The sequence below is a fragment of the Amycolatopsis sp. NPDC023774 genome, assembly GCF_040639695.1.
Lineage (GTDB): Bacteria > Actinomycetota > Actinomycetes > Mycobacteriales > Pseudonocardiaceae > Amycolatopsis.
Genome location: NZ_JBFAAJ010000002.1, coordinates 283,540 through 304,056 on the forward strand (window position 1 = coordinate 283,540; position 20,517 = coordinate 304,056).

The following is a 20,517-nucleotide window of genomic DNA, read 5'->3' on the forward strand; positions in this document are numbered from 1 at the left end:
CCGAGTTCCCCTCCACGTCGAGGACGGCAGAGCGTGGTTTCGCTGGAGCGACGAACCGTTTGAAGAACGAGGCTGACCGCGCGCCGCGGGGTCAGGCGGCCGAGAAACCGAACAGCGCCGGCAGGTCGGCTGTCGCCAGCTCGTCCTTGCCGACGAAGGCGACGGTGCCGAGTGCGGCCAGGTCGGTGAGCGCGAAGTCGGGCGGCTCGGTCGAGGTGACGAGGATCCGGGGCGCCGGGCCGGGGCTCGCGGCGAGGGCGCGGGCGGCCGTGAGGCCGTCGGTGCCGCGGAGGTGGAGGTCGAGGAGCACGCAGTCGGGGTGGTGGGCTCGCACGGCTTCCAGGGCTTGCCCCGCGTCGGCCACCTCGGCGATGACCTCGAAGCCCCGCGCGGCGAGCAGACGCCGCGCCGCGCGCCGGAAGCCGGTGTCGTCGTCGACGATCAGAGCGGTGGGCGGCATCGCTCAAGGGTCCCTTGCCGCATTCGGCCCCGCCATGGGGGTGTCCCCACAGTTCGCGCACTCAGAGGGGAAACTCCGCGCGCAGCAGGGTTCCGCCGCCGGGTGGCGAGGACAGGGTGAGCCGGCCGTCGAGCGCGTCGACGCGATCGGCCAGACCGGCGAGGCCGGAACCGGATCCGCCCGCGACGGCGCCGCCGATGCCGTCGTCGCACACTTCGACCGTGAGCGAGGGCCCGGTCGCCACCACGGTCACCGTGACCTGCGACGCGCGCGAGTGCTTGACCGCGTTCGTGAGGGCTTCGGCGGCGACGAAGTAGGCGGACGCCTCGACCCCTTCGTCGAGCTCGACCTCGACCGACCCGGTCACCACCACCGGCAGGGCCGCGCGCGAGGCGAGGGCCTCGACCGCGAAGCGGAGCCCGCGCGCGGACAGGACGGCCGGGTGGATCCCGGCGGCGAGCTCCCGCAGCTCGGTGATGGCCGCGCGCGTGTGCTCGACGGCTTCGTCGAGGAGCCCGGGAACCCGGTCCGGCGCCGCGGCGAACTCCTCACGGGCAAGCTGCAGGTCGATGAGCAGCGCGACCAGCCGTTGCTGGGCACCGTCGTGCAGGTCGCGGGCCAGCTGCCGGCGGGCCGCCGTCGCGCTCTCGACGATGCGCCTTCCGGTGGCGCGCGACTCGGCCGCGCGGATCCGCGCCGCGTCACGCTCGCGCACGGCCTGCTCGGCCGCACGACGCCGCGTGGTCTCCTCGAAGGCGAGCACCGCGCCGCGGCCGCCAGGCAGGTCCAGCGGGGCCGACCACCACTCGATCGGGAACATCGAGCCGTCCCGCCGGAAGAACCAGTCTTCGTCGCTGTGCACGGTCTCCCCGGCCTGGCGCGACCGCAGCATCGGGCACTCCGACGCGGGGAACGGCGAACCGTCCGGATAGTGGTGGTGCACCGTCTCGTGGCTCTGGCGCCCGCGCAGTTCGGCCAGGTCGGAATAGCCGAGCGCGGCCACGGCCGCGGGGTTGGCGAAGATGATCGCCCCGCCGTGGTCGATCACCCAGACCGGCTGCGGAACCGTGTGCAGGATCAGCTCGAGCATTTCAGGGGGAGATTCCACGGCGCCCTCCCGACGGGGTCGGAGACATTCACCGTACCCACGCTCGCGCCGCCGTGGTCACCCTCGCCGGACACGCAAGCCCGCGAGCCGCCGGCCGGCCATGACGGGGGGATGGCCGGCCCGCGGGTGCCGCCACTGTGCGGGAGGGGGCGGCGGCACACCCTGTCAGTGCAGGGCCTCCCGCAGGACCGCGATCGCTTGCGCAGCCGCGGCCTCAACCGCGTGCGTGTCCCGGATCGGGTCGAGCATCGTGAAGTCGCCGAGGGCGCGGTGGCGGCGCACCGTCGTCACGGCCCCGCCCGCGTCCCGCGGCTCGCCGAGCCGGCTGCGGCGGGTCACGCCTCGTCGACAGCGGCTTCGCCACATCACCTGACCGCGGGGTCGTCGAGCACCTCGGAGAGGAACGACGGGTTCTCCGTGGCGTCGGCCTGCTCCTGAGCCCCCGGTTCGAGGTGCGAGTTCGGCGTCTCGTGTGCGGCCATCGTTCGCTCCTTCGTCGGCGTTGCGGGGGGCTGTGGGCTCGTCCGTCCAGCCTTGCGCGCGGGGCGCCGCTCAGCCATCGAGCGGCCACCACGGCCGCTCAAGGCCGGATGTGGGGAAAACCCCACGCCGACGAGCTCCCGGCGGGAGGAATTTCCGGCGCCCGCGGAATAGACCTGCTGCGGCGCGGGATTGCACGAGACATGAAGGCTGTCACGTACACCCGCCACGGCGGGCCGGAAGTGTTGTCGCTGTCGGAGCGGGAGGTCCCGGAGCCGGGCGCCGGCGAGGTCCGCGTGCGGATCGTCGTGTCGGCGGTGAACCCCACGGACTGGAAGTCGCGCCGCGGCCCCGGTGAGCTCGCCGGCCCGGCCGTGCCCAACCAGGACGGCGCCGGCGTGGTCGACGCCGTCGGGCCGGGCGTCACGGAGTTCGCGGCCGGCGACCGAGTGTGGGTGCTGCTGGCCGCGGCCCACGCCCCCGCGTCCGGAACGGCGCAGGAGTACACCGTGCTGCCCGCCGAACGGCTCGTGCGCCTGCCCGACGCCGTCGGCTTCGACGAGGGCGCCGGGTTCGCCATCCCGGCCCTCACGGCGCACCGCGCCCTGACCGTCGCCGAGGACGGGCCGGCGCGGCTCGCCCCGGGCGCGCTCGCGGGCCGTACCGTCCTGGTCACGGGCGGGGCGGGTGCAGTCGGCAACGCCACCATCCAGCTCGCCCGCTGGGCCGGTGCGACGGTGCTCACCACCGTGAGCACCGAGGCCAAGGCCGCGCTGGCCCGGGCGGCCGGCGCGGACCACGTGCTGCGCTACACCTCAGGCGACCTGGCGGCCGGGATCCGGGCGATCGCCCCCGATGGCGTGGACCTCGTGGTCGAGGTCGCGGCCGGCACGAACGCCGGGCTGCACGCCGACGTCCTGCGCACCCGCGGCACGGTCGCGGCCTACGGCGACGACCGCGGCACCGGCACGGTCACCCTCGAGTTCGGCCGCAACCTGTGGCTGAACTCGCGTTACCAGTTCCTGGTCCTCTACACCGTCGGCCTGGACAAGCTCCGCGCCGGCGCGGAGGACGTCACCGCGGCCCTCGTCGACGGCGCGCTGCGCCTGGGCGAGGAGCGCGGCCTGCCGGTGCACCGCTTCCCCTTGGAGCAGACGGCGCAAGCCCACGAAGCCTCGGAGAACGGCGCGACGGGCAAGATCCTCATCGACGTGACACCCCCCGGCTGAACCCCCGCGCCGGTCACCGGGCCCCGGTGGCCGGCGCGGTCACGAAGTCCGGGTCCACGCCCGTGAGCTCCGCGCTCAGGTCCCACAGCCGACGACCGGTCGCGGAGTCGGCGAGCGGACCCTTCGGCGTTTCCAGGCGCGGTTTTCCCCGCACGCCGAAGACCGCGAGCCCCACAGCTGTCCATTGCCGACGGACGGGTCGAGCGCCGCGTGCACGGACGGCCGGGTCCGCGTGTTTTCCTTGCAGCAGCACACCGGCGGGCACCGCGCGGAGCAGTTGCCCGGTGGTGCGGGAGTGAACCGGCGGACGCGAAGGAGTCAGCGCGTCCAAGGCACCGCCGGGGTGGACGACGACGCTGAGGGCGCCGCTGCCCGCCTCCTCGAAACGGCGGGCGAGCTCGAAGCCGAACAGCATCTGAGCGAGTTTGGCGCGCTCGTAGGCCTGCTTCGGCGCGAAGGCTCGGGTGCCCTGCAGGTCGTCGAGGTCGAGGTGAGCGGAACGGGCCGGGGAGCTGCCCGTGGTCACCACGCGGCCGGCCCGCAACCGGGGCCACAACAGGTCCGTGAGCGCGAAGTGGCCGAGGTGGTTGGTGCCGAACGTCAGCTCGTGGCCGGCCGGAGTCTTGCGGCGTGCCGGACCTTCGAGGAGAACTCCCGCGTTGAGGACGGCGACATCGAGGCGCGGCACGTCCAGCGCGTCGACCGAGGCTTTCAGCGAGGCCAGATCGGCGAGGTCGAGGCGCACGGACGTGACCCGCGCCCCGGGCACCCGGGTGTGGATCGCGCCGATCGCGCAGGCGGCCTTCGCGGGGTCGCGGCTGCCGAGCACCACGGCGGCTCCGGCCGCGGCGAGCCGCTCGGAGACGAAGTAGCCGATGCCGGCTTTGCCGCCGGTCACCAGCGCGATCGTGGACTGGTTCGCCATGGCGGGCTCGATAAGGCCCGCACCCGCCAGGCGCTCGACGACGCCGCCCTGCGCCTGTTCCTCGAGCACGGCTACGACCACGTCACCGTGGCCCGGATCGCCGAGGAAGCCGACGTCTCCGTCGCCACGTCGTTCGCCCACGTGCCGACGGCAAGGAGGCCCTCGTCTTCGACGACGGCACCGAACGCCGCGACGGCTCGTCGCCGCGTGCGCGAGCGCGAAGCCGGCGAACCCGGCCTCGCCGCCCTGCGCCGGTTCTTCGCGAACCGCGGCCGTTCGCCGGCGAACTGCCGCCCGAGTACGAGCGCGCCCTGATCGTCGGCACGCCGGCCTTGCGCGGGTACGCGCGCAAGCTGTGGATCGCCGGCGAAGACGCGCTGACCGAAGCGATCGCCGAGGCGGACGAGCTGCCCGCGACCGACATGGCGGCCAGGGCGCCGGCCCGCTACGTGCCGGAGATCCCCGACCTCACCGGCACGAGCCCGACCCCCTCGCCGCGATGAACACCGTGTTCGATCTTCTCGAGTCCGGCTGGCCACCGCAGCACGCCTGAGCACCCCGGACGCGCGAGGCCACACTTTCGCAGGTACCGCCGCGAACGTCACAGCCGGTATACCTGGTCCGACGCCCGATAGAGCTGGACCATTACGCAGCCGGCCAGGGTGTCGGCCTGCCGCGCCCCGGCACCGTCCTTTGTGGATGTACCAGGTACCGGCTGGACGCGATCCGCGACCACGCGATCGGACTTTCCGCATCGTCGTGGGGTTCCTCTTCGCCTGCCACGGCGGGAAACCCTCTTCGGGATCCTCGGCATCCACGCCCCGGCGCAGGTCGGTGCGTGGCCCGGCTGGTGGGCGGCGCTCATCCAGCCCGGGGCGGGCACGCTGGTGTGCCTCGGCATCGGCACCCGCGCCGCCGCGCTGATCGGCTCCGGGTGGATGGCCTTCGCCTACTTCACCGTCCACGCGCCGACCGACGTGCTGCCGATCCAGAACGGCGGCGAGCAGGCCGCGCTCTTCTGCTGGACGTTGCTGGTGCTCGCTTTCACCGGCCCGGGGCGGTTCGCGCTCACCGGGGCGTTCGCGGCTTTCCCTGCCACTCAACGGGAAGACCCCCGCGCACCCGTACGGGGGTGAGGTGCGCGGGGGCCGAGCCGCCCGGATCGGCAGCCCGGACCACAAGCGGGATCAGCCGACCGACGGGCCCATCCCGAGCGACTGCGGGGTGCTCGCATCGGGCGAGGGCTGGTGCAGGCCTTCGTCGAGCGGCCCGAACTCGGTCATCAGCGCCGCGCTGCCGCCCCACGGCGTCTGCTCCTCGGCGATCAGCGAGTTCGTCGTCAGCAGCAGGCCGGCGACCGAAGCGCCGTTCTGCAGCGCCGAACGGCACACCCGCAGCGGGTCGATGATGCCGAGCTCGACGAGGTCGCCGAAGCGCCCGACCAACGCGTCGAACCCTTCGTCGTCGCCGAGCTTGCGGGTCTGCTCCACGACCTCTTCGGCCGCGTACCCGGCGTTGCTGGCGATCAGCATCGCCGGTGCGCTCAGTGCGCGCCGCACGATTTCGGCGCCGATGGCGTAGTCGCCTTCGAGGTCGAGACCGGTCAGCACCTTCTCCGCGTGCAGCAGGGTCGCGCCGCCGCCGGCGACCACGCCCTCCGCGATCGCGGCCCGGGTGGCCGAGAGCGCGTCCTCCACGCGGTGCTGCAGCTCCTTGAGTTCGGCCGGCGTCGCGGCGCCGACGCGGATCACCGCGACCTTGCCGGTCAGCGCGCCGATCCGCTCGGTCAGCACGTCGTCGTCGATGCCGAACTGCGCGCGCTCACGCTCGGCGCGCAGCTGGTTCACGCGGAAGTCGATGGCCTCGGCGGACCCCGCGCCCCCGACGATCTGGGTCGCGTTCTCCGTCACCCGCACCTGCTTCGCGCGGCCGAGGTGCTCCAGTTTCATCGTCTCCAGCGAGAACCCCGAGTGCTTCGACAGCACCGCCCCGCCGACCACGGCCGCCAGGTCCTCCAGCTTGTGCAGCCGGCGGTCGCCGAAGCCGGGCGCGCGGATCGCAACGGCCTGGAACGTGCGGTTCACGTGGTTGTGCACGAGCATCGACAGCGCCGTGCCCTCCACGTTCTCCGCGATCAGCACGAGCGGGCGCGGATTGCGCATCACCTTGTCCAGCACCGGCATCAGCTGCTGGACGTTGCTGATCTTCTCGCTGCACATGAGGATGTACGGGTCGTCGAGCACCGCTTCCAGGCGCCCGGGATCCGTGACGAGGTACGGCGAGAGGTAGCCGTTGTCGAACTCGAAGCCCTCCACGAACTCCACCGACATGCCGATGCGCGGCGACTCCTCGATCGTGACGACCCCGCTCTCCCCCACCGCGTGCAGCGCCTTGGCGATCACCGAGCCGACGGCCCCGTCGTCGTTGGCGGAGATCGCCGCGACCCGCGCGAAGTCCTCCTCGGACTTCACCGGGTGCGCCATCGTCTCCAGGTGCTCGACGAGCCGCCCCACTGCCGCGTCGATGCCGCGCTTGACGAGCACCGGGTTGCCGCCGTGGGCGATCGCCCACATGCCCTCGCTCACGATCGCCTGCGCGATCACGGTCGCGGTCGTGGTGCCGTCACCCACCACGTCGTTGGTCTTGATCGCCGCTTCCTTCACCAGCTGCGCGCCCATGTTCTCGAACTGGTTGCGCAAGTGGACTTCACGCGCGATGGTCACGCCGTCGTTGGTGACCACGGGCGAACCGGTGATCTTCTCGATGATCACGTTGCGCCCCTTGGGGCCCAACGTCGACTTCACGGCCTCCGCGAGTTTGTCCACCCCCGCCACCAGCAGGTCGCGGGCTTCCGAGCCGAAGCGAAGTTCCTTGGCCATGCTGCTCCTCCTGTGTGATGGGACCGGATCGGCTAGGGGACGAGGATGGCGCGGCCCCGGACGCGGCCGGCGTCGAGATCGGCCAGCGCGTCGAGTGCCGCGTCGAGCGGGTACTGCCTGGTGTGCAAGGTGACCTTGCCCGCCTGCGCGAGCACCATCAGCTCGACGAGGTCGTTGTAGGTGCCCACCAGGTTGCCCACGATGTTGCGTTCCGTGGAGATGATGTCGATGGTCGGGATGTCGATGTTGCTGCCGTAGCCGATCACGAAGTGCGAGCCGGCCCGGCGCGTCATGGCGAACGCGTCCTGCTGCGCGCCCTGCTCGGCGACGAAGTCGAGCACGACCTCGGCGCCGTGGCCGCCCGTGAGGTCCAGGACCGCGTCGACGTGGGTGCCGTCGGCGACCACGGTGTGGTCGGCCCCGAGGTCGGCGGCCAGCTTCAGCGCGTCGACGTTGCGGTCCACGACCACGACGGTCGTCGCCGTCAGCGCCCGCAGTGACTGGATGCCGATGTGCCCGAGCCCGCCTGCGCCGTTGACGACGCACACCGTGCCCGGGGGCAGCAGCGGCACCGCCTTGCGCACGGCGTGGTAGGCGGTGATGCCGGCGTCGGCCAGCGCCGCGACGTCCTCGGGGCGGGTGTCCGCGTCGAGCTTGATGCACGCCCGGGCGGCGGTGAGCAGGTACTCGGCCATCCCGCCGTCGGTGTCGATGCCGGGGAACGCGTTGTTCTCGCAGTGCATGTCGTTGCCGGCGCGGCAGGCGTGGCACAGCCCGCACGTCGGCGTCGGGTGCAGGATGACGGTGTCGCCGACGGCCACGTTGGTCACGGCGGAGCCGACCTCGTGCACCCAGCCCGCGTTCTCGTGCCCGATCGTGTAAGGCAGGGCGACGCCGGACTTCTCGGCCCACTGCCCCTCGACGATGTGCAGGTCCGTGCGGCACACTCCGGCCCCGCCGACCTTCACCACCACGTCGAGCGGCCCGGTGACCTTCGGCTCCGGCACTTCTTCGAGGACGGGCTGCTGGTGGTAAGCGTGCAACCGGACCGCCTTCATGGCGTCTCCTCCGTATCGGGGTTGTCGGTGGCCTCCGGGTAACGGGCGCGCAGCATCCCGCGGCACACCCCCGAGTTGGCGTCCTGGCTCACGCGCGTGAGCCGCGCGAGGCCGAGGTGCCGGTGCAACTCGTCCGCGGTCACGGCCTCGCCGGTGCCCGGGTCGAGCACGAGCGGGTCGGCGTCGCCGCCGGGCAGGCCCAGCTCACGGCGGCGCTCCCGCAGCCGTTCGCGGTCCGCTGTCGGCGGCGCGTCGGCGAGCGTCAGGTCCGCCAGGCGTTCCCGGGCCACGCCGCCGGACACCATCGACCGGCACACGCGGTCGGTGCCGGCGAGCACGGCTTTGCGCAGGAAGTCGGCACGCAGGCTGTCGAGCTCGTCGGCCGCCTCCTCGCCGAAGGAGCCGACGAAACCGGCCCGCGCCGCCACCCCCTTGTTGATCACGTCGGCGGCGAAGTGGTCCTTCAGGCGCACCACGGCCCGGCTGACCCCCGGCACCGCCGACACGGCGTCGTAGGAGTCGGCCACCATCAGGAACGCGAAGTTCGGCGCGCAGAAATACGTCGGCAGGCACAGCTCGACGACCGCCTCCCCACCCGGGTCCACTGTGGAGCCGGACACGAAACCCAGGTCGGTCAACGGCCGGTCGAGCTCGGGATCGCGCACGGTCCCCAGCGCCGACCAGACCGCCGCGGTGATCGCGGCGGTCTGGTCGGTGCGCGCGCCGGCGGAACCGGGCGCTGTCACGGCGACGGGACCCCTACCGCCTCGACGGTCTTGGGCGCCTTGAGGTCGAGCTCCTCGGGCACTTCGAGGCCGTACAGGCGGGCCGCGTTGAGGCCGAGGATCTTCTTCTTGGTCTCAACCGTGAGCTTCCCGTAGTCGGAGAACTCCTCGCCGTCGGGCATCTGCCAGTCGACGAAGCCTTCCACCTGCCACTTCGGTTCCCAGATGGCGTAGTCGGCGCCGAAGAGCATCTTGTCCTCACCGACCCAGAACAGCAGCTCGCCCATCACCTTCGCGAAGAACCGCGGCCGCGCGTGCATGAGCCCGCCGACGACCACCGACAGGCCGGCGTAGACGTTGGGCTCCTGCGTGGCCATGAAGCAGAAGTCCTCGATCCGCGGCAGCCCCACGTGCTCGACGATGAAGTTGAGTCCCGGGAAGTTCGTGGCCGCGTAGTCCACGTCCTTCACGTCAAACGCGTCCTTGTCCAGGGGCCAGATCGTCGGTCCCTTGTGGACGTGGATGTTCTTGACGCCGAGCTCCTGGCACTTCTCCAGGTAGCGCGAGGCCTCCGGGTCCCGCAGGCTCCAGCCGCGCGAGTCGCCGTACCACTCGGCGGTGTAGAGCTTCGCACCCTTGCAGCCCCAGCGCTTCACGCGCTCTTCCAAGCCCTTCAGACCCGGCTCGCCATCTCGCGGGTCCCAGCTCGTGTTGACCACAAACCGGCCCGGATACTTCTCCGCCAGCGCCCCGTTGGCCTCAGTGGTGTTGAAGCCTTCGCGGTACCACTGCCGCAGGTTCGTGGGCTGGAAGATGGCGACGTCGACGTGGCCGGCGTCGAACAGGTCGTACATCATCGTTTCTTCGTCGTACTTCTGGAACTTCTCGATCGGCCAGTGGGTCTCCTTCGGGCCGAGGCTCTGGTACGCGTGGAAGCACTCGATCCAGCCCTTCGCGTACTCCTCCTGACCCGAAACCCAGTTGGCAGGGCTGGCATCCCAGAAATGGGTGTGCCCGTCGACCACGAAGTACTTCTCGCCGTCCTTTTCGTACACGGTGCTCCTCCCGGACTGTATCGAGTGCTTCTGCCGAGTCGTGCTGTCGCGACCCGTGTTATTTGCGCGCCACGAGGTCGAAGTCGAGGTACTCGGCCGCGTCCTCGGGGTTGGCGAACATGATCGTGCGGTCGTCGAGGTGGACCATGCGCCCATAGTGCGTGGACATGTTCTCCTCGAACTCCGCCGAGTTGAACCAGCCCTCCTCCTCTCCCGCCGCCTCGTCGATCTCGGAGTAGACGACGTCCATGCGGCCGTCGGCGTCCACCCGGATCATCGAGGGCAGCGGCGTGATGGTCACGTTTTCCTTGCCACCCATGACCTCGGCCACGATCACGCCGACCTGGTTGTTCATCAGGGTGAACCCACACCGGTTCGACGCGGTGTTGTTGGACTTGTACGGGCTTTCCGCCGTCTTGAAGACAGTCACTGGCTCAGCTCCTTCGGTGCCTGCAGGCCCAGGTCGGACAGGATGCCGCCGAAGCGGCTCTTGGCGCGGTCGAGGCTGTCTTCGAACCGCATGGGCTTCGCGTCGGGCTGCGACCACAGCGGCTGCAGCGTCCGCGCTGCCAAAATGCACTTCGGAACCCACGCCGACAGCCACTGCTGCAGGAGCTGCCGGTTGTGGTCGGCGAATTCCTTGTCGTTGACCAACAGGTCGAACATCGCCTTCGTGTAGCGCAGGTCGCGCTCGGAGAAGTCGAACTCCTCGGCACCGATCAGGGTCGGCGTCACGAAGTCGCCGTTGGCGGGTGCCGCCTGCTGCACCAGCCGGCTGCGGAAGAGCTCACCGACCAGTGGCTCGAACACGATGTTCGCGGCGAAGATCGCCTCGCACCAGTCCCAGATCTCGGTGAGCGCCTCGGCCGTCTCCCGGACGCCCTGCCACGCCGGGTCCTCGTTCCACGTTTCCAGGTGCGCGGTGCCGTCGAACGCGTCGATCTCTTCGGTCAGTGTGAGGTTGTACAGCGCCAGGTCCTGCGCCGCGCGGATGCGGTGCATGCTGTTCACGGAGATGGCGTTGTTGTGCATGTTGGTCGGCGCCCGCCGGTTGGCGTTGGCGTACAGGTACAGGCCCAGGCCTTGGTCCACGTGCATCCACGCACCGATGTGGTGCGAGACGAAGGTGACCCAGTTGGGGTTCCACTGCTCGAACGCCTTCGACTGGCGGGCCGCGTCGATGTTCTGGTTCAGCTGCCGGACCACGTTCGCGTTGTAACGGTAGAGCGTGAGCTCCCACTCCTCGTTGGGGTCGCGGAACTCGTGCCAGCCGAGCGCGGGCCACGGGTAGCCCTGGCCACCCGAACCGGGGCTGCGCACGGGCTCGGGCCGATCCGAACCCCACGCCTTGAGCGTGGTCCACTCGAGCGGGTAGCCGCCGTTGCCGTCGGCGAAGCCGTACAACCAGCCCTGGCTCAGGTAGTGCCGCGGGTCGGGCTGCACCTCGACGGTGACGTCCTCGTAGTGGCTCTGCTTGCGCTTCTTCGGGGTGAAGTAGTTGAAGTGCCGCTCCGTCGAGTCCGGGAAGTCCCGGGCGCCCGCCTCGGCATCGGTGAAGACGGGCTTGGGGACGCTGCGTTCTGCCGTTGATGTCATCGGTTTTCATCCTTCGCGTCGGGCACTGGCCTCGTCGTTACCTCGGTGTCTCAGCCGGACTCACGTCTCATCCGCGTCGCCGGTCGTGGTGAACTTGTCGTAGAAGATCCGCTTCTCCGGCACACCGAGCGCCGGCAGCAGTTCCAGGGCCGCCTCCACCATGGGCGGCGGCCCGCACACGTAGACGTCGGTGCGGCCCAGGTCGGTCTCGAGCCTGCGCACCACGTCGGTGATCAAGCCGGTCTCGCCGTCCCACTCCTCGCCCTCGTCGGGTTCGGAAAGGGCCGGCACGAACCGGAAACCCGGGATCTTGTCCTCGAGAGCCGACAGCTCGTTCTCGAAGCACAGGTCTCTCTTGCGGCGGGCGCCGTAGTAGTAGGTCGCCTTCCGCTCGATGCCGCGCTCGGCCATGGACCGCAGCAACGAGAGGATCGGCGCCATGCCGGCGCCGCCACCGAGGAACACCAGATCCCGCTCGGGTGCGTCACGCAGGGTGAAGACCCCGAACGGGCCCGACACGTCGAGCCGGTCCCCGACCGAGACCGCGGTGTCCAGGAAGTGCGAGAACAACCCGTCCGGGTAGATCCTGATCACGAACTCCAGCAGGCCGGCGTCCCGGCCCGGGGTGTTCGCCATCGAGAACGACCGGGTGGCCTCGTGTCCCGGGACCGCGAAGTCGACGTACTGGCCGGGGAAATACTTGAACGACTCGGTGTCCACGAGCCGGACCACGAGCCGCCGGAGGTCGTGCGTGATCTCCTCGAGCGACACCACCTCCGCCACCGCCTCCTGGATCGGCAGTCCGGAATGGATCATCTCTTCGTCGTAGTTGAGCAGTTCGATCGTCAGGTCCTCGTACGCGTGCGCCCGGCACAGCAGCGTGAAGCCCTCCTCCTTTTCGAAGTCGGGCAACGCGAACGTGGAATACCGGTCGTGGTCGACGTCCTCGCCATCGAGGATGAACGACTTGCAGGAGGCGCACTGCCCCTCCTTGCACCCGTGCATGAGCATGACGCCCTGCTCGGCAGCCGCTCGCAGGATGTTCTGGTCCTCGTCGACCTCGATCTCGATGCCGACCGGTTCGAAGCGGACGTGGTGCTTGTTTCCCATCGCTTCCCTGCCTGAACGCCGGAGTTCGCACACATCCCGGAGCGTCACCGTCGGCGACCGGGTACCGCCGTCCAGGCGGCACCCGATCGCCGGCGGCGACCGGTCATCTGTCCGTCAGGACGCTGCCCGTGCGGGCCGTCCCGCCGGACCCTGGCGGTTGTAGTCGTCCTGGAACGCGGCCCGCTGCTCGGCGGTCATCTCGTTGAGCAGCACGTTCGGGCTCTGCAGCGGCGGGCACCGGCGCAGGTGGTCCAGCGTCCACATCTTCTTCGGGTCGAGGTCGAGGTGCGGCTGGGCGACCAACGTCTTGCCGTCGTCGCGGACGAACCCCATGTCGGACACCACATCGGCCCAGTTCCAGCCGTGGTAGAGCGTCTCCCACTCGCGGGACCCGATGAGCTGGCCCATGTTCGGGGTCTCGCGACCCTGGTACGTGGGCCGGAACGCCTCGACGTCGGTCCACCGGCAGGCTTCGTGGCAATACGTCCGCCACTGCCCGTCGACCTCCGCCATGACCATGTCCTCACGCACGAGGCAGGGGACCATGCAGGTCCAGCACCGGTTCGGGTAGACGTAGTCGACGTCTTCCAGCGCGATCGGGTTGTGCCCGTTCGGCACCGAGAGGCGGCTGTAGTTCTCCCACCACTTGCCGTACTTGTCGTACCAGCCCGGGTACTTGTACTCGAACCACTCGAAGTCCTCGTCCGTCATCGGGTCGATGCGCCAGTAGTTGGCGAGCCACCCGGTGGCGAAGAACTGCGCGACTTCGTGCACGTAGCCCTTGTCCCAGATCTGCTTCCACGCTTCTTCGATCAAGTCGTGCGGAATGACCAGACCGTACTTCTCGAGCGGGACGAGATAGCTGCGGTAGTAGTCGTCGTAGATCCACCGGCGCCACATCTCCGCGTAGCTCTCCCGGTCCTTGCGGCGGTCCTTCGTGCCGTACTCGATGAAGGTGCCGATGGCCGCGTCGACCACCCGGTGGTTGTTCCACCACGCGTAACGCAGGTCCCGTTCGAGCAGCTGGTGGTTGCTTTCGTCGGAAAGTGCCATCAACAGCGTGGCGTAGCCGTTGCTGATGTGGCGCGATTCGTCGGACTGTACCGAGTGGAACACCGTCGGCAGCAGGTAGTCGCCATTGGCCGCGGCCTCGGCGGGCATGGCGACGAACAGGGTGTTGGTGAACGCCGTCTCGGCCACGATCGTGAGGTAGATGCTCGCCGCGGTGATGGCGTCACCGGTGATGAAGCCCTCGGCGAACTGCCGGCCGATCGTGCCGCAGTAGTCGTTCTGGAAGTTGCGCAGGCTCGAGTTGAAACCGGCCGGGTCGATGTAGTTGTTCATGTACAGGCGCTTCAGGTTCTGCTGGATCGTCGAGTGGCGTACCTCGTCGATCATCTGGATCGCCTGGCCGTTGTGCAGTTCCGGGTTCGGCACCGTGCGGAACAGCAGCGGCATGGCCCGCGCCGCGGAAATCTCCGGCAACGGAATGATGGACAGGAACAGCTTCTGCCACTCCAGCCACCGTTCCTGGACCTGCCGGAACATGTTGCCTCGGATGGCGCCGTCCTCGGCCCCGTAGACGCGGTGGTCCTTTTCTTCCTGCATCGGGAAGTAGGAACGAAGCACCTGCTTGAGCGGGTCCTTCTTCTTGGCCTTCTGGAACGTGTAATCGGTTCCGTAGTGCGACACCGGCTGGTGGTACACCGGTTCCCACGACAGCTCCTGGATCTTCTGGTGGGCTTTCGCCACGCTCTGGCGGCTCATGGTCTCTCCTTACCCGTCGCGCCACGACGGCTGCTGGCGCGCCCTGCCCGAACCGCGGTACCCGGTTCACCCGGTCGGACCGGGGCGTGAAGTCCTGCGAACACGATTAAGGGGGCGGCCCGCCGAACCGCGAGTCTCAATACGAGACAAGGCGCGGAGATTTTTTCAGTCGTCCTCCATCATCGCGGCCCGGAGCGCGGCCAGCTGTGACTCCTTCTCGTGCTGCAGCCGCACGTCACCCTCGGCCGTCGGCGTGATCCCCAGCGCACGCAGCAGTTGCGCGGCCGGCTCACCGGGCGGGCCGCCGGAGCCGAGCGTCGGGTGCAGTCCGATGTCCACGAGGTGGCGGAACACCAGGTCGACAACCGTCCAGGGGTTGTACGTCTCCTCGGTTTGTTCATCCATTCGGGTCCTCCTGCGCGCTCGTCCGGACTCCCCATGAGAACCCCACGCGCGCGAGGAGCGCGTCTCAAGGTGAGACCCGCGCTGGACACATGACCTAAGCTGGGCACGACCCGGTACTGCGACACGACGACGTGGGCAGCGACAGGAGGTCGAGCCGTGGTGAAGAGTCCACCCGCCCGCCAGGTCGCACCGTCCCCGGCCGCGATCCTGCCCGACGAAGACGGTCTGGCGAGGACCCGGATTCGTTTTCTGACATCGGAAACCATTGAGCCGGACCAAGTCCGCGAAGCGATCCTCGCTTCGTGGTGGCGGTCGCGGCACTTCCGCGTGCCCGCAGATCGCATCGATCTGCCCTACCTCGGGGAGGTCAACCTCGACACTCCCTTGATCCACAGCGCGAAACTCGTCATGCAACGGCTCGGCGACCAATTGGACGGCCAGCCGATCAGCATGATTCTCGCCGACCCGACCGGCACGGTGCTGAGCCAGCGCACCGGTGACACCGACCTGCACCGCCACCTCGAACGCGTGGAACTGGTCCCCGGCTTCAGCTACGGCGAGAAGTTCGTGGGCACCAACGGCATCGGCACCGCGCTGGAGGACGAGCAGCCGACGCACGTGTTCGGCCACGAGCACTACGCCGAGCACCTGGAGAACCTCGCCTGCGCCGGCGTGCCGATCCACCACCCGATCTCCGGGAAGATGATCGGCGCCGTCGACCTGACGTGCTGGCGCAAGGACGCGGGCGGACTGCTGATCGCGCTCGCGCGCAGCACGGCCGAGCAGATCCAGCAGGCGCTGCTGACCCACAGCAACCTGCGCGAGCTGATCCTCTTCCAGTCCTACCTGCAGGCCTGCCGCCGCACGACCGGCATCGTGATGGCGTTCAACGACGACATCGTGATGATGAACGACAGCGCGCGCCAGCTGCTCAACTCCGCCGACCAGTCGATCCTGCTCGGGCACGCCGCGCAGGCGCTCTCGGAGTACCGGCGCAACACCGCGACCGTGACCCTCTCGGGCGGGGGCAAGGTCAAGATGCACTGCCGGCGCGTGCCGGGCCAGCACGAGGACGACGTCGTGGGCGGCGTGCTCTCGGTGAAGCTGATCGTCTCGGAAGCCGAGCCGAGCGGTGTGCCCGTGCCGATGCTGCCGATGTTCCTGCCGGGCCTGGTCGGTTCGGCGCCGTCCTGGCTGCGCTGCACGCACGACGTCGACGCCGGCTACAGCCGCGGCGAGTGGCTCGTGCTCGCGGGCGAGCCGGGCACCGGGAAGCTGAGCCTTGCGAAGGGCGTGCACCAGCGGCGCAACCCGACCGGCCGGCTGCACACGCTCGACGCGCGTGACGCGGCGGAGGCCGATTGGCTGTGCGACCTTCGGCGCGACCTGATCGACGATCCGGTCGACACGCTCGTGGTGCAGCACCTGGAGTCGCTGCGCGGCGAGGAGCTGAAGGCGTTCTCCGGAGTGCTCGAAGAAGTGCGTACCGCGTACGGCGCCAATGCGCCGTGGCTCGCGGTCACCCTCGCCCCGGAGGCCGAGACGACGCCGGACCTGGCCGAGTCGCTGGCGTTCTTCCCGCGCACGGTGACCGTGCCGCCGCTGCGCCGCCACATCGACGACCTGACCGAGCTGGTGCCGTTCTTCCTCGCGAAGGTCTCGCGCGGCAGCCGGCTCTCGTGCTCGCCGACGGCGCTGCACCTGCTGATGCGCGCCGATTGGCCGAGCAACACCGCGCAGCTCTACCAGGTGCTCAAGAAGGTCGCACAGCACCGGCGGCTCGGCGCGATCCAGCCGAGCGACCTGCCGGCCGAGTACCAGGCCATCGCGAAGCGGCCGCTGAAGGGGCTCGAGTCGATCGAGCGCGACGCGATCGTGCGCAGCCTCGAGGAGGCCCACGGCAACAAACCGCGCGCGGCGCAGCTGCTCGGCATCTCGCGCGCGACGATCTACCGCAAGATCCACGAGTACGGCATCGTCACGCCCGACCACTGAGCTCACGGAGGTCCCGCACGCCGGGGATCATCATGGAGCCATGCGGTGGCCGGGAGTGCGAGGGCTGAGCCCGCGGCGACGGCTGCTGGTCGCCGGGGTGGCGCTCGCGGTCCTGGCCGCCGGTGTGGTCACGGCGGTGTCCGTCGGTGGGAGTTCCGGCGTACCTCGTAGCGGAAGCCCCGCTCAGGACACGCCGGGGCCGGTGCTGCTGGTGCCCGGCTACGGCGGTGGCCGGGGCTCGCTCGAACAGCTGGCCGGCCGAATCCACCAGGCGACGGGCCGGGACACCGAGGTGCTCACCCTCGCCGGCGACGGCACCGGTGACCTCCTGCAGCAGGTGGACGTGCTGACGCGAGCCGTCGAACGCGCGTATGCCGGCGGAGCTCCGTCGGTGGACGTGATCGGCTACTCGGCGGGCGGGATCGTCGCGCGGCTGTGGGTCGCGCGCGAGGGCGGCGAGCACCAGGCCCGGCGCGTGATCACGCTCGGCGCGCCGATGCACGGCACCACGCTCGCCACCGCCGGCGGCGTGCTGGCGCCCGGCGCGTGCCCCACAGCCTGCCGCCAGCTCACGCCCGGCAGCGCTCTGCTCCGGCAGCTGCCGCCGATCCCGCCGGGCCTGCCGTGGCTTTCGGTGTGGACGCGGCTGGACCAGACCGTGACGCCGCCGGAGTCGGCGCGGCTCGACGGCGCGGTGAACGTGGCGCTGCAGCAGGTGTGCCCCGCCGACACCGCCGCGCACGGCGACCTGCCGACGGACCCCGCCGTGACCGGTCTCGTGCTGAACGCGATCGGCACCGCGCCGCTGAGCACGCCGGCCTCGTGCGCGGACCTCAGCTCGTGACGTCCTTCGTGGCGAAGTTCGCCCACGCGGCGCCGAAGAACACGACGATGTAGCCGGCCTGCAGCAGCAGCCCGCGGTCGATGTTGTGCCACAGGACGGGATCGCGGAAGAAGTCGAGCCACGAGAGCCAGTAGTGCGTGGGCAGATACCGCTTCACCGGCGCGGCCGCGTCGAGCGTCTCCAGCACCGAGCTGGTGATGAGCACGGCCAGCCCGCCGAGCGCGGAACCGAGCGCCGAGTCCGCGAGCGTCGACAGGAACATCGTGATCGCCGCGAACCCGAGCATCGACAGCACGATGTAGGCCACGGCCCCCAGCAACCGCAGCGCGAGCGACGACGAGCTCAGCGACGTGCCCGACAACGTCACGGCCTGGGCCGTCTGGCCGCCTGCTCCGACCTCGCCGCCGGTGCCGAACAACAGGATCCCGATCACCAGCGACGTGAGGACCACGATCGCGATCGCCGCCGTCACGTACACCGCTAGCGCCACGAGCTTGGCTGTCAGCAGCCGCGTCCGCCCGGCCGGGCGCGCCAGCAGGTACCGCAGCGTGCCGCCCGAGGCCTCCCCCGCCACGGAGTCCCCCGCCACCACCGCCACCGCGATCGGCAGGAACAGCGGCAGCACCAACGCGAGCGCGGCCGCCGGGTACAGCGACCCGTCGCTCACCACCGCCGACAGGAACGCCCCACCCTGCCCCGGCGGCGGCGCGAAGTCCGCGGTCGCCAGGAACACCGCCACGATGGCCGGCAGCAGGCACAACAGCAGCACGCTCACCCACACGCGCGGCCGCAACGCGAGCTTGCGCAGTTCGACGCCGATCACCGCGTGCCTCCGAAGCGATCCGAGCCGTGGCTCGTCACTTCGAGCACGACCTGTTCCAAAGTGCGGTGCTCCTCCCGCAGGTCCCTCACGCGCACGCCCGCGCTGACGAGGCGGGTGTTGAGCTCCGCGGCGTCGGCGTAGCGGACCACGAGGTGTTCGCCGTCGCGGTGTTCGAGGTGGCCGTCGAGCACGGCGGCGGCCGCGGCGGGGTCCGGGGTGCGCAGGAGGACGCGGCCGGTCGCCGCGCGCAGAGCGGCGACGTCGTCGTCGAGCACCAGGCGGCCGTGGTCGACGATGCCGACGCGGGTGCACAGCTGCTCGATCTCGGCGAGCAGGTGGCTGGACAGAAAGACGGTGGTGCCGTCGCGGTTGAGCTCCAGCAGCAGCTCGCGGATCTCCTTGATGCCCTGCGGGTCGAGGCCGTTGGTGGGCTCGTCGAGCACCAGCAGCCGCGGGCGGTCGAGCAGGGCGCCGGCGAGGCCGAGGCGCTGGCGCATGCCGAGCGAGTACGCCTTGACCGGCCGCCGGTCGACGCCGGCGAGACCCACGCGTTCCAGCGCCTCCTCGATGCGACGCCGGCGGGTCCGCCTGCCGCGGTGGCGGCCGGCGGCGTCGAGCAGGGCCAGGTTGCGCCGGCCGGACAGGTGCGGGTAGGCAGCCGGGCCTTCGACGAGCGCGCCGACGTCGGGCAGCACGTCGGCGAGGCGCTTCGGCACCGGCTGCCCGAGCACCTCGATCTCGCCGCTCGTCGCGTAGACGAGCCCCAGCAGCATCCGCACGAGCGTGGTCTTGCCGGACCCGTTCGGGCCGAGGAAGCCGTAGCGGTCGCCTTCTCTGACCTCCAGGTCGACGGCGTCGACGGCCACCGTCCGGCCGTACCGCTTGGTCAGCCCCCGTGTGACGATCATCGGCCGCTCCGGCGCAGCGTGGCCAGGTCGGCCGCGGCCGCGGCCAGCACCGGTGACGTGACCAGCCCGGCGAGCAGGTAACCGCGCCGCGAGCTCGGCGGGCGCACGATCGCCAGCGACAGCGGCGTGACCGACAACTGCACCGCCGTGCCCCGCGGCAGCGTGATCGCGGTTCCGCCGGCCTTGCCGGCCGCGTCCGCCGCACCGTCGGCGACCGCGCGCGGCACGGCGACCACGGCGAACGTCGCGAGACCCGAACCGTAGAGCGCCGCGCCCTGCACGCCGCCGAAGTTCGCGGCGCGCACCGGCCGGCCGGCGAGCGTCGAGGGCAGGCGGACGCGCCCCAAGGCGCCCAGCGCGTTCGACAGGTCCGGCGCGTTGGTGGCCGTGAAGCCGCTGCCCGGTGCGGGCACCGGCGTGGTGACGACGGGTGCGGTCTGCTCGACGTCCTCGAACTCCGCGGTGAGCATCGGCGCTCGCTGCCCCCGCGCGGTCACCTCGGCGCGCAGCGGCAGCCCGGTCCCCGGATCGGCCCACACGTCGACACCGCCGATCGTCGTCTCCGGATCTGCGGGTACCAGGCGGAACCCGGCGGCGGGGATGCCGGCGACGTTGCGCGGCGGCAGCGCGCTCACCGGGTCCGTGGGCGCGGACCGCAGCGCCCACCGTGCCAGCTCGGGCGGCAGCAGGTCACCTGCGCGGGGCAGCCGGACGGCCGGGTCGCCCGTCAGCTGGGTCAGCATGTTCCCCCCGTAGTCCCAGGTGTATTCGCCTGCGGGCAGGTGGTAGACGTCGTGCTCCCCCGTCGTGGTCAGCACCGCCACGCGGTAGCGGTCGGGCCCGGCGTACCAGGCGCGCGTGGTCGTGGTGGTGGAGAACAGGGCCGACACGTCGGCGAGGTCGGGCAGCTCGGGGATCGCCAGCGAGCCCCGGCTCTGCGCCAGCCCCTGGTACGGCTTCCCGGCCGAGCTCAGCACCAGGTCGCGCAGGTGCCCGGCGTCGGCGGCCGGCCCGGCGGGCCGCAGCACGGCGACGAGCGACGGCAGCGCCACCAGCGCGACCGTCACGACGGCGACCACCGCCCAGCGACGACCGCGCTCACGTCGCACGACGGACACCGGCATCACCTCTGGTCCCTTTGTACGCCACG

General features: G+C 70.7%; 22 protein-coding genes. 6 read left to right on the forward strand and 16 right to left on the reverse strand.

Annotated elements, in window-relative coordinates:
- Positions 1-91: 91 nt before the first annotated feature.
- From AB0F91_RS07370 to AB0F91_RS07380, 3 genes are all read right to left on the reverse strand, one after another.
- Positions 92-460 (reverse strand): response regulator, encoded by a 369-nt coding sequence (locus AB0F91_RS07370; RefSeq protein WP_360595615.1) that lies wholly within the window; start codon positions 458-460, stop codon positions 92-94.
- Between the two features lie 61 nt (positions 461-521).
- Positions 522-1,568, reverse strand: a complete 1,047-nt coding sequence (locus AB0F91_RS07375) for a PAS domain S-box protein (protein ID WP_360595617.1) — start codon at positions 1,566-1,568, stop codon at positions 522-524.
- Between the two features lie 165 nt (positions 1,569-1,733).
- Positions 1,734-1,907 (reverse strand): hypothetical protein, encoded by a 174-nt coding sequence (locus AB0F91_RS07380; protein WP_360595619.1) that lies wholly within the window; start codon positions 1,905-1,907, stop codon positions 1,734-1,736.
- 344 nt (positions 1,908-2,251) lie between these two features.
- On the opposite strand from AB0F91_RS07380, the gene AB0F91_RS07385 reads away from it, so the two are divergent.
- Positions 2,252-3,277 (forward strand): NADPH:quinone reductase, encoded by a 1,026-nt coding sequence (locus AB0F91_RS07385; RefSeq protein ID WP_360595620.1) that lies wholly within the window; start codon positions 2,252-2,254, stop codon positions 3,275-3,277.
- A gap of 13 nt (positions 3,278-3,290) precedes the next feature.
- On the opposite strand, the gene AB0F91_RS07390 is transcribed toward AB0F91_RS07385, so the two are convergent.
- Positions 3,291-4,271 carry an SDR family NAD(P)-dependent oxidoreductase gene (locus tag AB0F91_RS07390; RefSeq protein ID WP_360596281.1) on the reverse strand — a complete coding sequence of 327 codons (981 nt, stop codon included), beginning with the start codon at positions 4,269-4,271 and terminating at the stop codon, positions 3,291-3,293.
- An 18-nt stretch (positions 4,272-4,289) separates the two neighbouring features.
- On the opposite strand from AB0F91_RS07390, the gene AB0F91_RS07395 reads away from it, so the two are divergent.
- The 3 genes from AB0F91_RS07395 to AB0F91_RS07405 all read left to right on the forward strand — a co-directional run bounded on the left by AB0F91_RS07395 (position 4,290) and on the right by AB0F91_RS07405 (position 5,338).
- Positions 4,290-4,517: a hypothetical protein gene (locus tag AB0F91_RS07395; protein ID WP_360596302.1), complete on the forward strand. Its 228-nt coding sequence runs from the start codon at positions 4,290-4,292 to the stop codon at positions 4,515-4,517.
- Positions 4,518-4,534: 17 nt separating this feature from the next.
- Entirely contained in the window at positions 4,535-4,705 is a 171-nt protein-coding gene (locus tag AB0F91_RS07400; RefSeq protein WP_360595622.1) for a hypothetical protein, read from the forward strand.
- Between the two features lie 192 nt (positions 4,706-4,897).
- A complete protein-coding gene (locus AB0F91_RS07405; RefSeq protein ID WP_360595623.1) occupies positions 4,898-5,338 on the forward strand; it encodes a DoxX family protein in 441 nt (146 codons plus the stop codon).
- A 51-nt stretch (positions 5,339-5,389) separates the two neighbouring features.
- Here AB0F91_RS07405 and groL read toward each other — a convergent pair whose 3' ends face one another.
- The 9 genes from groL to AB0F91_RS07450 form a co-directional block, all read right to left on the reverse strand.
- On the reverse strand, positions 5,390-7,081 hold the full coding sequence (gene groL / locus AB0F91_RS07410) for a chaperonin GroEL (RefSeq protein ID WP_360595624.1): 1,692 nt from the start codon (positions 7,079-7,081) through the stop codon (positions 5,390-5,392).
- A gap of 32 nt (positions 7,082-7,113) precedes the next feature.
- A complete protein-coding gene (locus tag AB0F91_RS07415) occupies positions 7,114-8,139 on the reverse strand; it encodes an NAD(P)-dependent alcohol dehydrogenase (protein WP_360595626.1) in 1,026 nt (341 codons plus the stop codon).
- Complete coding sequence (locus tag AB0F91_RS07420) at positions 8,136-8,885, reverse strand: iron-sulfur cluster assembly protein (protein WP_360595627.1); 750 nt, start codon at positions 8,883-8,885, stop codon at positions 8,136-8,138. The genes AB0F91_RS07415 and AB0F91_RS07420 overlap by 4 nt, the downstream gene beginning before the upstream one ends.
- The gene (locus AB0F91_RS07425; protein ID WP_360595628.1) at positions 8,882-9,919 is read right to left on the reverse strand and encodes an amidohydrolase family protein; all 1,038 of its coding nucleotides are present in this window, start codon (positions 9,917-9,919) and stop codon (positions 8,882-8,884) included. The genes AB0F91_RS07420 and AB0F91_RS07425 overlap by 4 nt, the downstream gene beginning before the upstream one ends.
- Before the next feature lie 58 nt (positions 9,920-9,977).
- Positions 9,978-10,349, reverse strand: coding sequence for a propane 2-monooxygenase effector subunit MimD (mimD, locus tag AB0F91_RS07430; protein ID WP_360595630.1), 372 nt, complete (start codon positions 10,347-10,349; stop codon positions 9,978-9,980).
- The gene (locus AB0F91_RS07435; RefSeq protein ID WP_360595631.1) at positions 10,346-11,515 is read right to left on the reverse strand and encodes a toluene hydroxylase; all 1,170 of its coding nucleotides are present in this window, start codon (positions 11,513-11,515) and stop codon (positions 10,346-10,348) included. Before AB0F91_RS07435 ends, mimD begins: the two co-directional genes overlap by 4 nt.
- A 60-nt stretch (positions 11,516-11,575) precedes the next feature.
- Complete coding sequence (locus AB0F91_RS07440) at positions 11,576-12,625, reverse strand: 2Fe-2S iron-sulfur cluster binding domain-containing protein (protein ID WP_360595633.1); 1,050 nt, start codon at positions 12,623-12,625, stop codon at positions 11,576-11,578.
- A gap of 114 nt (positions 12,626-12,739) precedes the next feature.
- The gene (locus tag AB0F91_RS07445) at positions 12,740-14,392 is read right to left on the reverse strand and encodes a methane monooxygenase (protein ID WP_360595634.1); all 1,653 of its coding nucleotides are present in this window, start codon (positions 14,390-14,392) and stop codon (positions 12,740-12,742) included.
- Positions 14,393-14,557: 165 nt separating this feature from the next.
- A complete protein-coding gene (locus tag AB0F91_RS07450; RefSeq protein ID WP_360595636.1) occupies positions 14,558-14,797 on the reverse strand; it encodes a hypothetical protein in 240 nt (79 codons plus the stop codon).
- A gap of 159 nt (positions 14,798-14,956) precedes the next feature.
- Here AB0F91_RS07450 and AB0F91_RS07455 point away from each other — a divergent pair, with 159 nt between their 5' ends.
- Positions 14,957-16,792, forward strand: coding sequence for a helix-turn-helix domain-containing protein (locus tag AB0F91_RS07455; protein WP_360595637.1), 1,836 nt, complete (start codon positions 14,957-14,959; stop codon positions 16,790-16,792).
- A gap of 40 nt (positions 16,793-16,832) precedes the next feature.
- The gene (locus AB0F91_RS07460) at positions 16,833-17,636 is read left to right on the forward strand and encodes a lipase (RefSeq protein WP_360595638.1); all 804 of its coding nucleotides are present in this window, start codon (positions 16,833-16,835) and stop codon (positions 17,634-17,636) included.
- Here the strand turns inward: AB0F91_RS07460 and AB0F91_RS07465 are convergent.
- The 3 genes from AB0F91_RS07465 to AB0F91_RS07475 are packed head-to-tail and all read right to left on the reverse strand — an operon-like array spanning position 17,626 to position 20,491.
- A complete protein-coding gene (locus AB0F91_RS07465) occupies positions 17,626-18,459 on the reverse strand; it encodes an ABC transporter permease subunit (RefSeq protein WP_360595640.1) in 834 nt (277 codons plus the stop codon). The two genes, AB0F91_RS07460 and AB0F91_RS07465, sit on opposite strands and share 11 nt — an antisense overlap.
- Positions 18,456-19,367, reverse strand: coding sequence for an ABC transporter ATP-binding protein (locus tag AB0F91_RS07470; RefSeq protein WP_360595641.1), 912 nt, complete (start codon positions 19,365-19,367; stop codon positions 18,456-18,458). Before AB0F91_RS07470 ends, AB0F91_RS07465 begins: the two co-directional genes overlap by 4 nt.
- On the reverse strand, positions 19,364-20,491 hold the full coding sequence (locus AB0F91_RS07475; protein WP_360595642.1) for a hypothetical protein: 1,128 nt from the start codon (positions 20,489-20,491) through the stop codon (positions 19,364-19,366). Before AB0F91_RS07475 ends, AB0F91_RS07470 begins: the two co-directional genes overlap by 4 nt.
- Positions 20,492-20,517 lie beyond the last annotated feature (26 nt).

Coding starts and splice junctions, on each gene's coding strand:
- AB0F91_RS07370 (WP_360595615.1), bottom strand. CDS start 460: ATGCCGCCCACCGCTCTGATCGTCGACGACGACACCGGCTTCCGGCGC.
- AB0F91_RS07385 (WP_360595620.1), top strand. CDS start 2,252: ATGAAGGCTGTCACGTACACCCGCCACGGCGGGCCGGAAGTGTTGTCG.
- groL (WP_360595624.1), bottom strand. CDS start 7,081: ATGGCCAAGGAACTTCGCTTCGGCTCGGAAGCCCGCGACCTGCTGGTG.
- AB0F91_RS07415 (WP_360595626.1), bottom strand. CDS start 8,139: ATGAAGGCGGTCCGGTTGCACGCTTACCACCAGCAGCCCGTCCTCGAA.
- AB0F91_RS07435 (WP_360595631.1), bottom strand. CDS start 11,515: ATGACATCAACGGCAGAACGCAGCGTCCCCAAGCCCGTCTTCACCGAT.
- AB0F91_RS07440 (WP_360595633.1), bottom strand. CDS start 12,625: ATGGGAAACAAGCACCACGTCCGCTTCGAACCGGTCGGCATCGAGATC.
- AB0F91_RS07445 (WP_360595634.1), bottom strand. CDS start 14,392: ATGAGCCGCCAGAGCGTGGCGAAAGCCCACCAGAAGATCCAGGAGCTG.
- AB0F91_RS07450 (WP_360595636.1), bottom strand. CDS start 14,797: ATGGATGAACAAACCGAGGAGACGTACAACCCCTGGACGGTTGTCGAC.
- AB0F91_RS07460 (WP_360595638.1), top strand. CDS start 16,833: ATGCGGTGGCCGGGAGTGCGAGGGCTGAGCCCGCGGCGACGGCTGCTG.
- AB0F91_RS07470 (WP_360595641.1), bottom strand. CDS start 19,367: ATGATCGTCACACGGGGGCTGACCAAGCGGTACGGCCGGACGGTGGCC.
- AB0F91_RS07475 (WP_360595642.1), bottom strand. CDS start 20,491: ATGCCGGTGTCCGTCGTGCGACGTGAGCGCGGTCGTCGCTGGGCGGTG.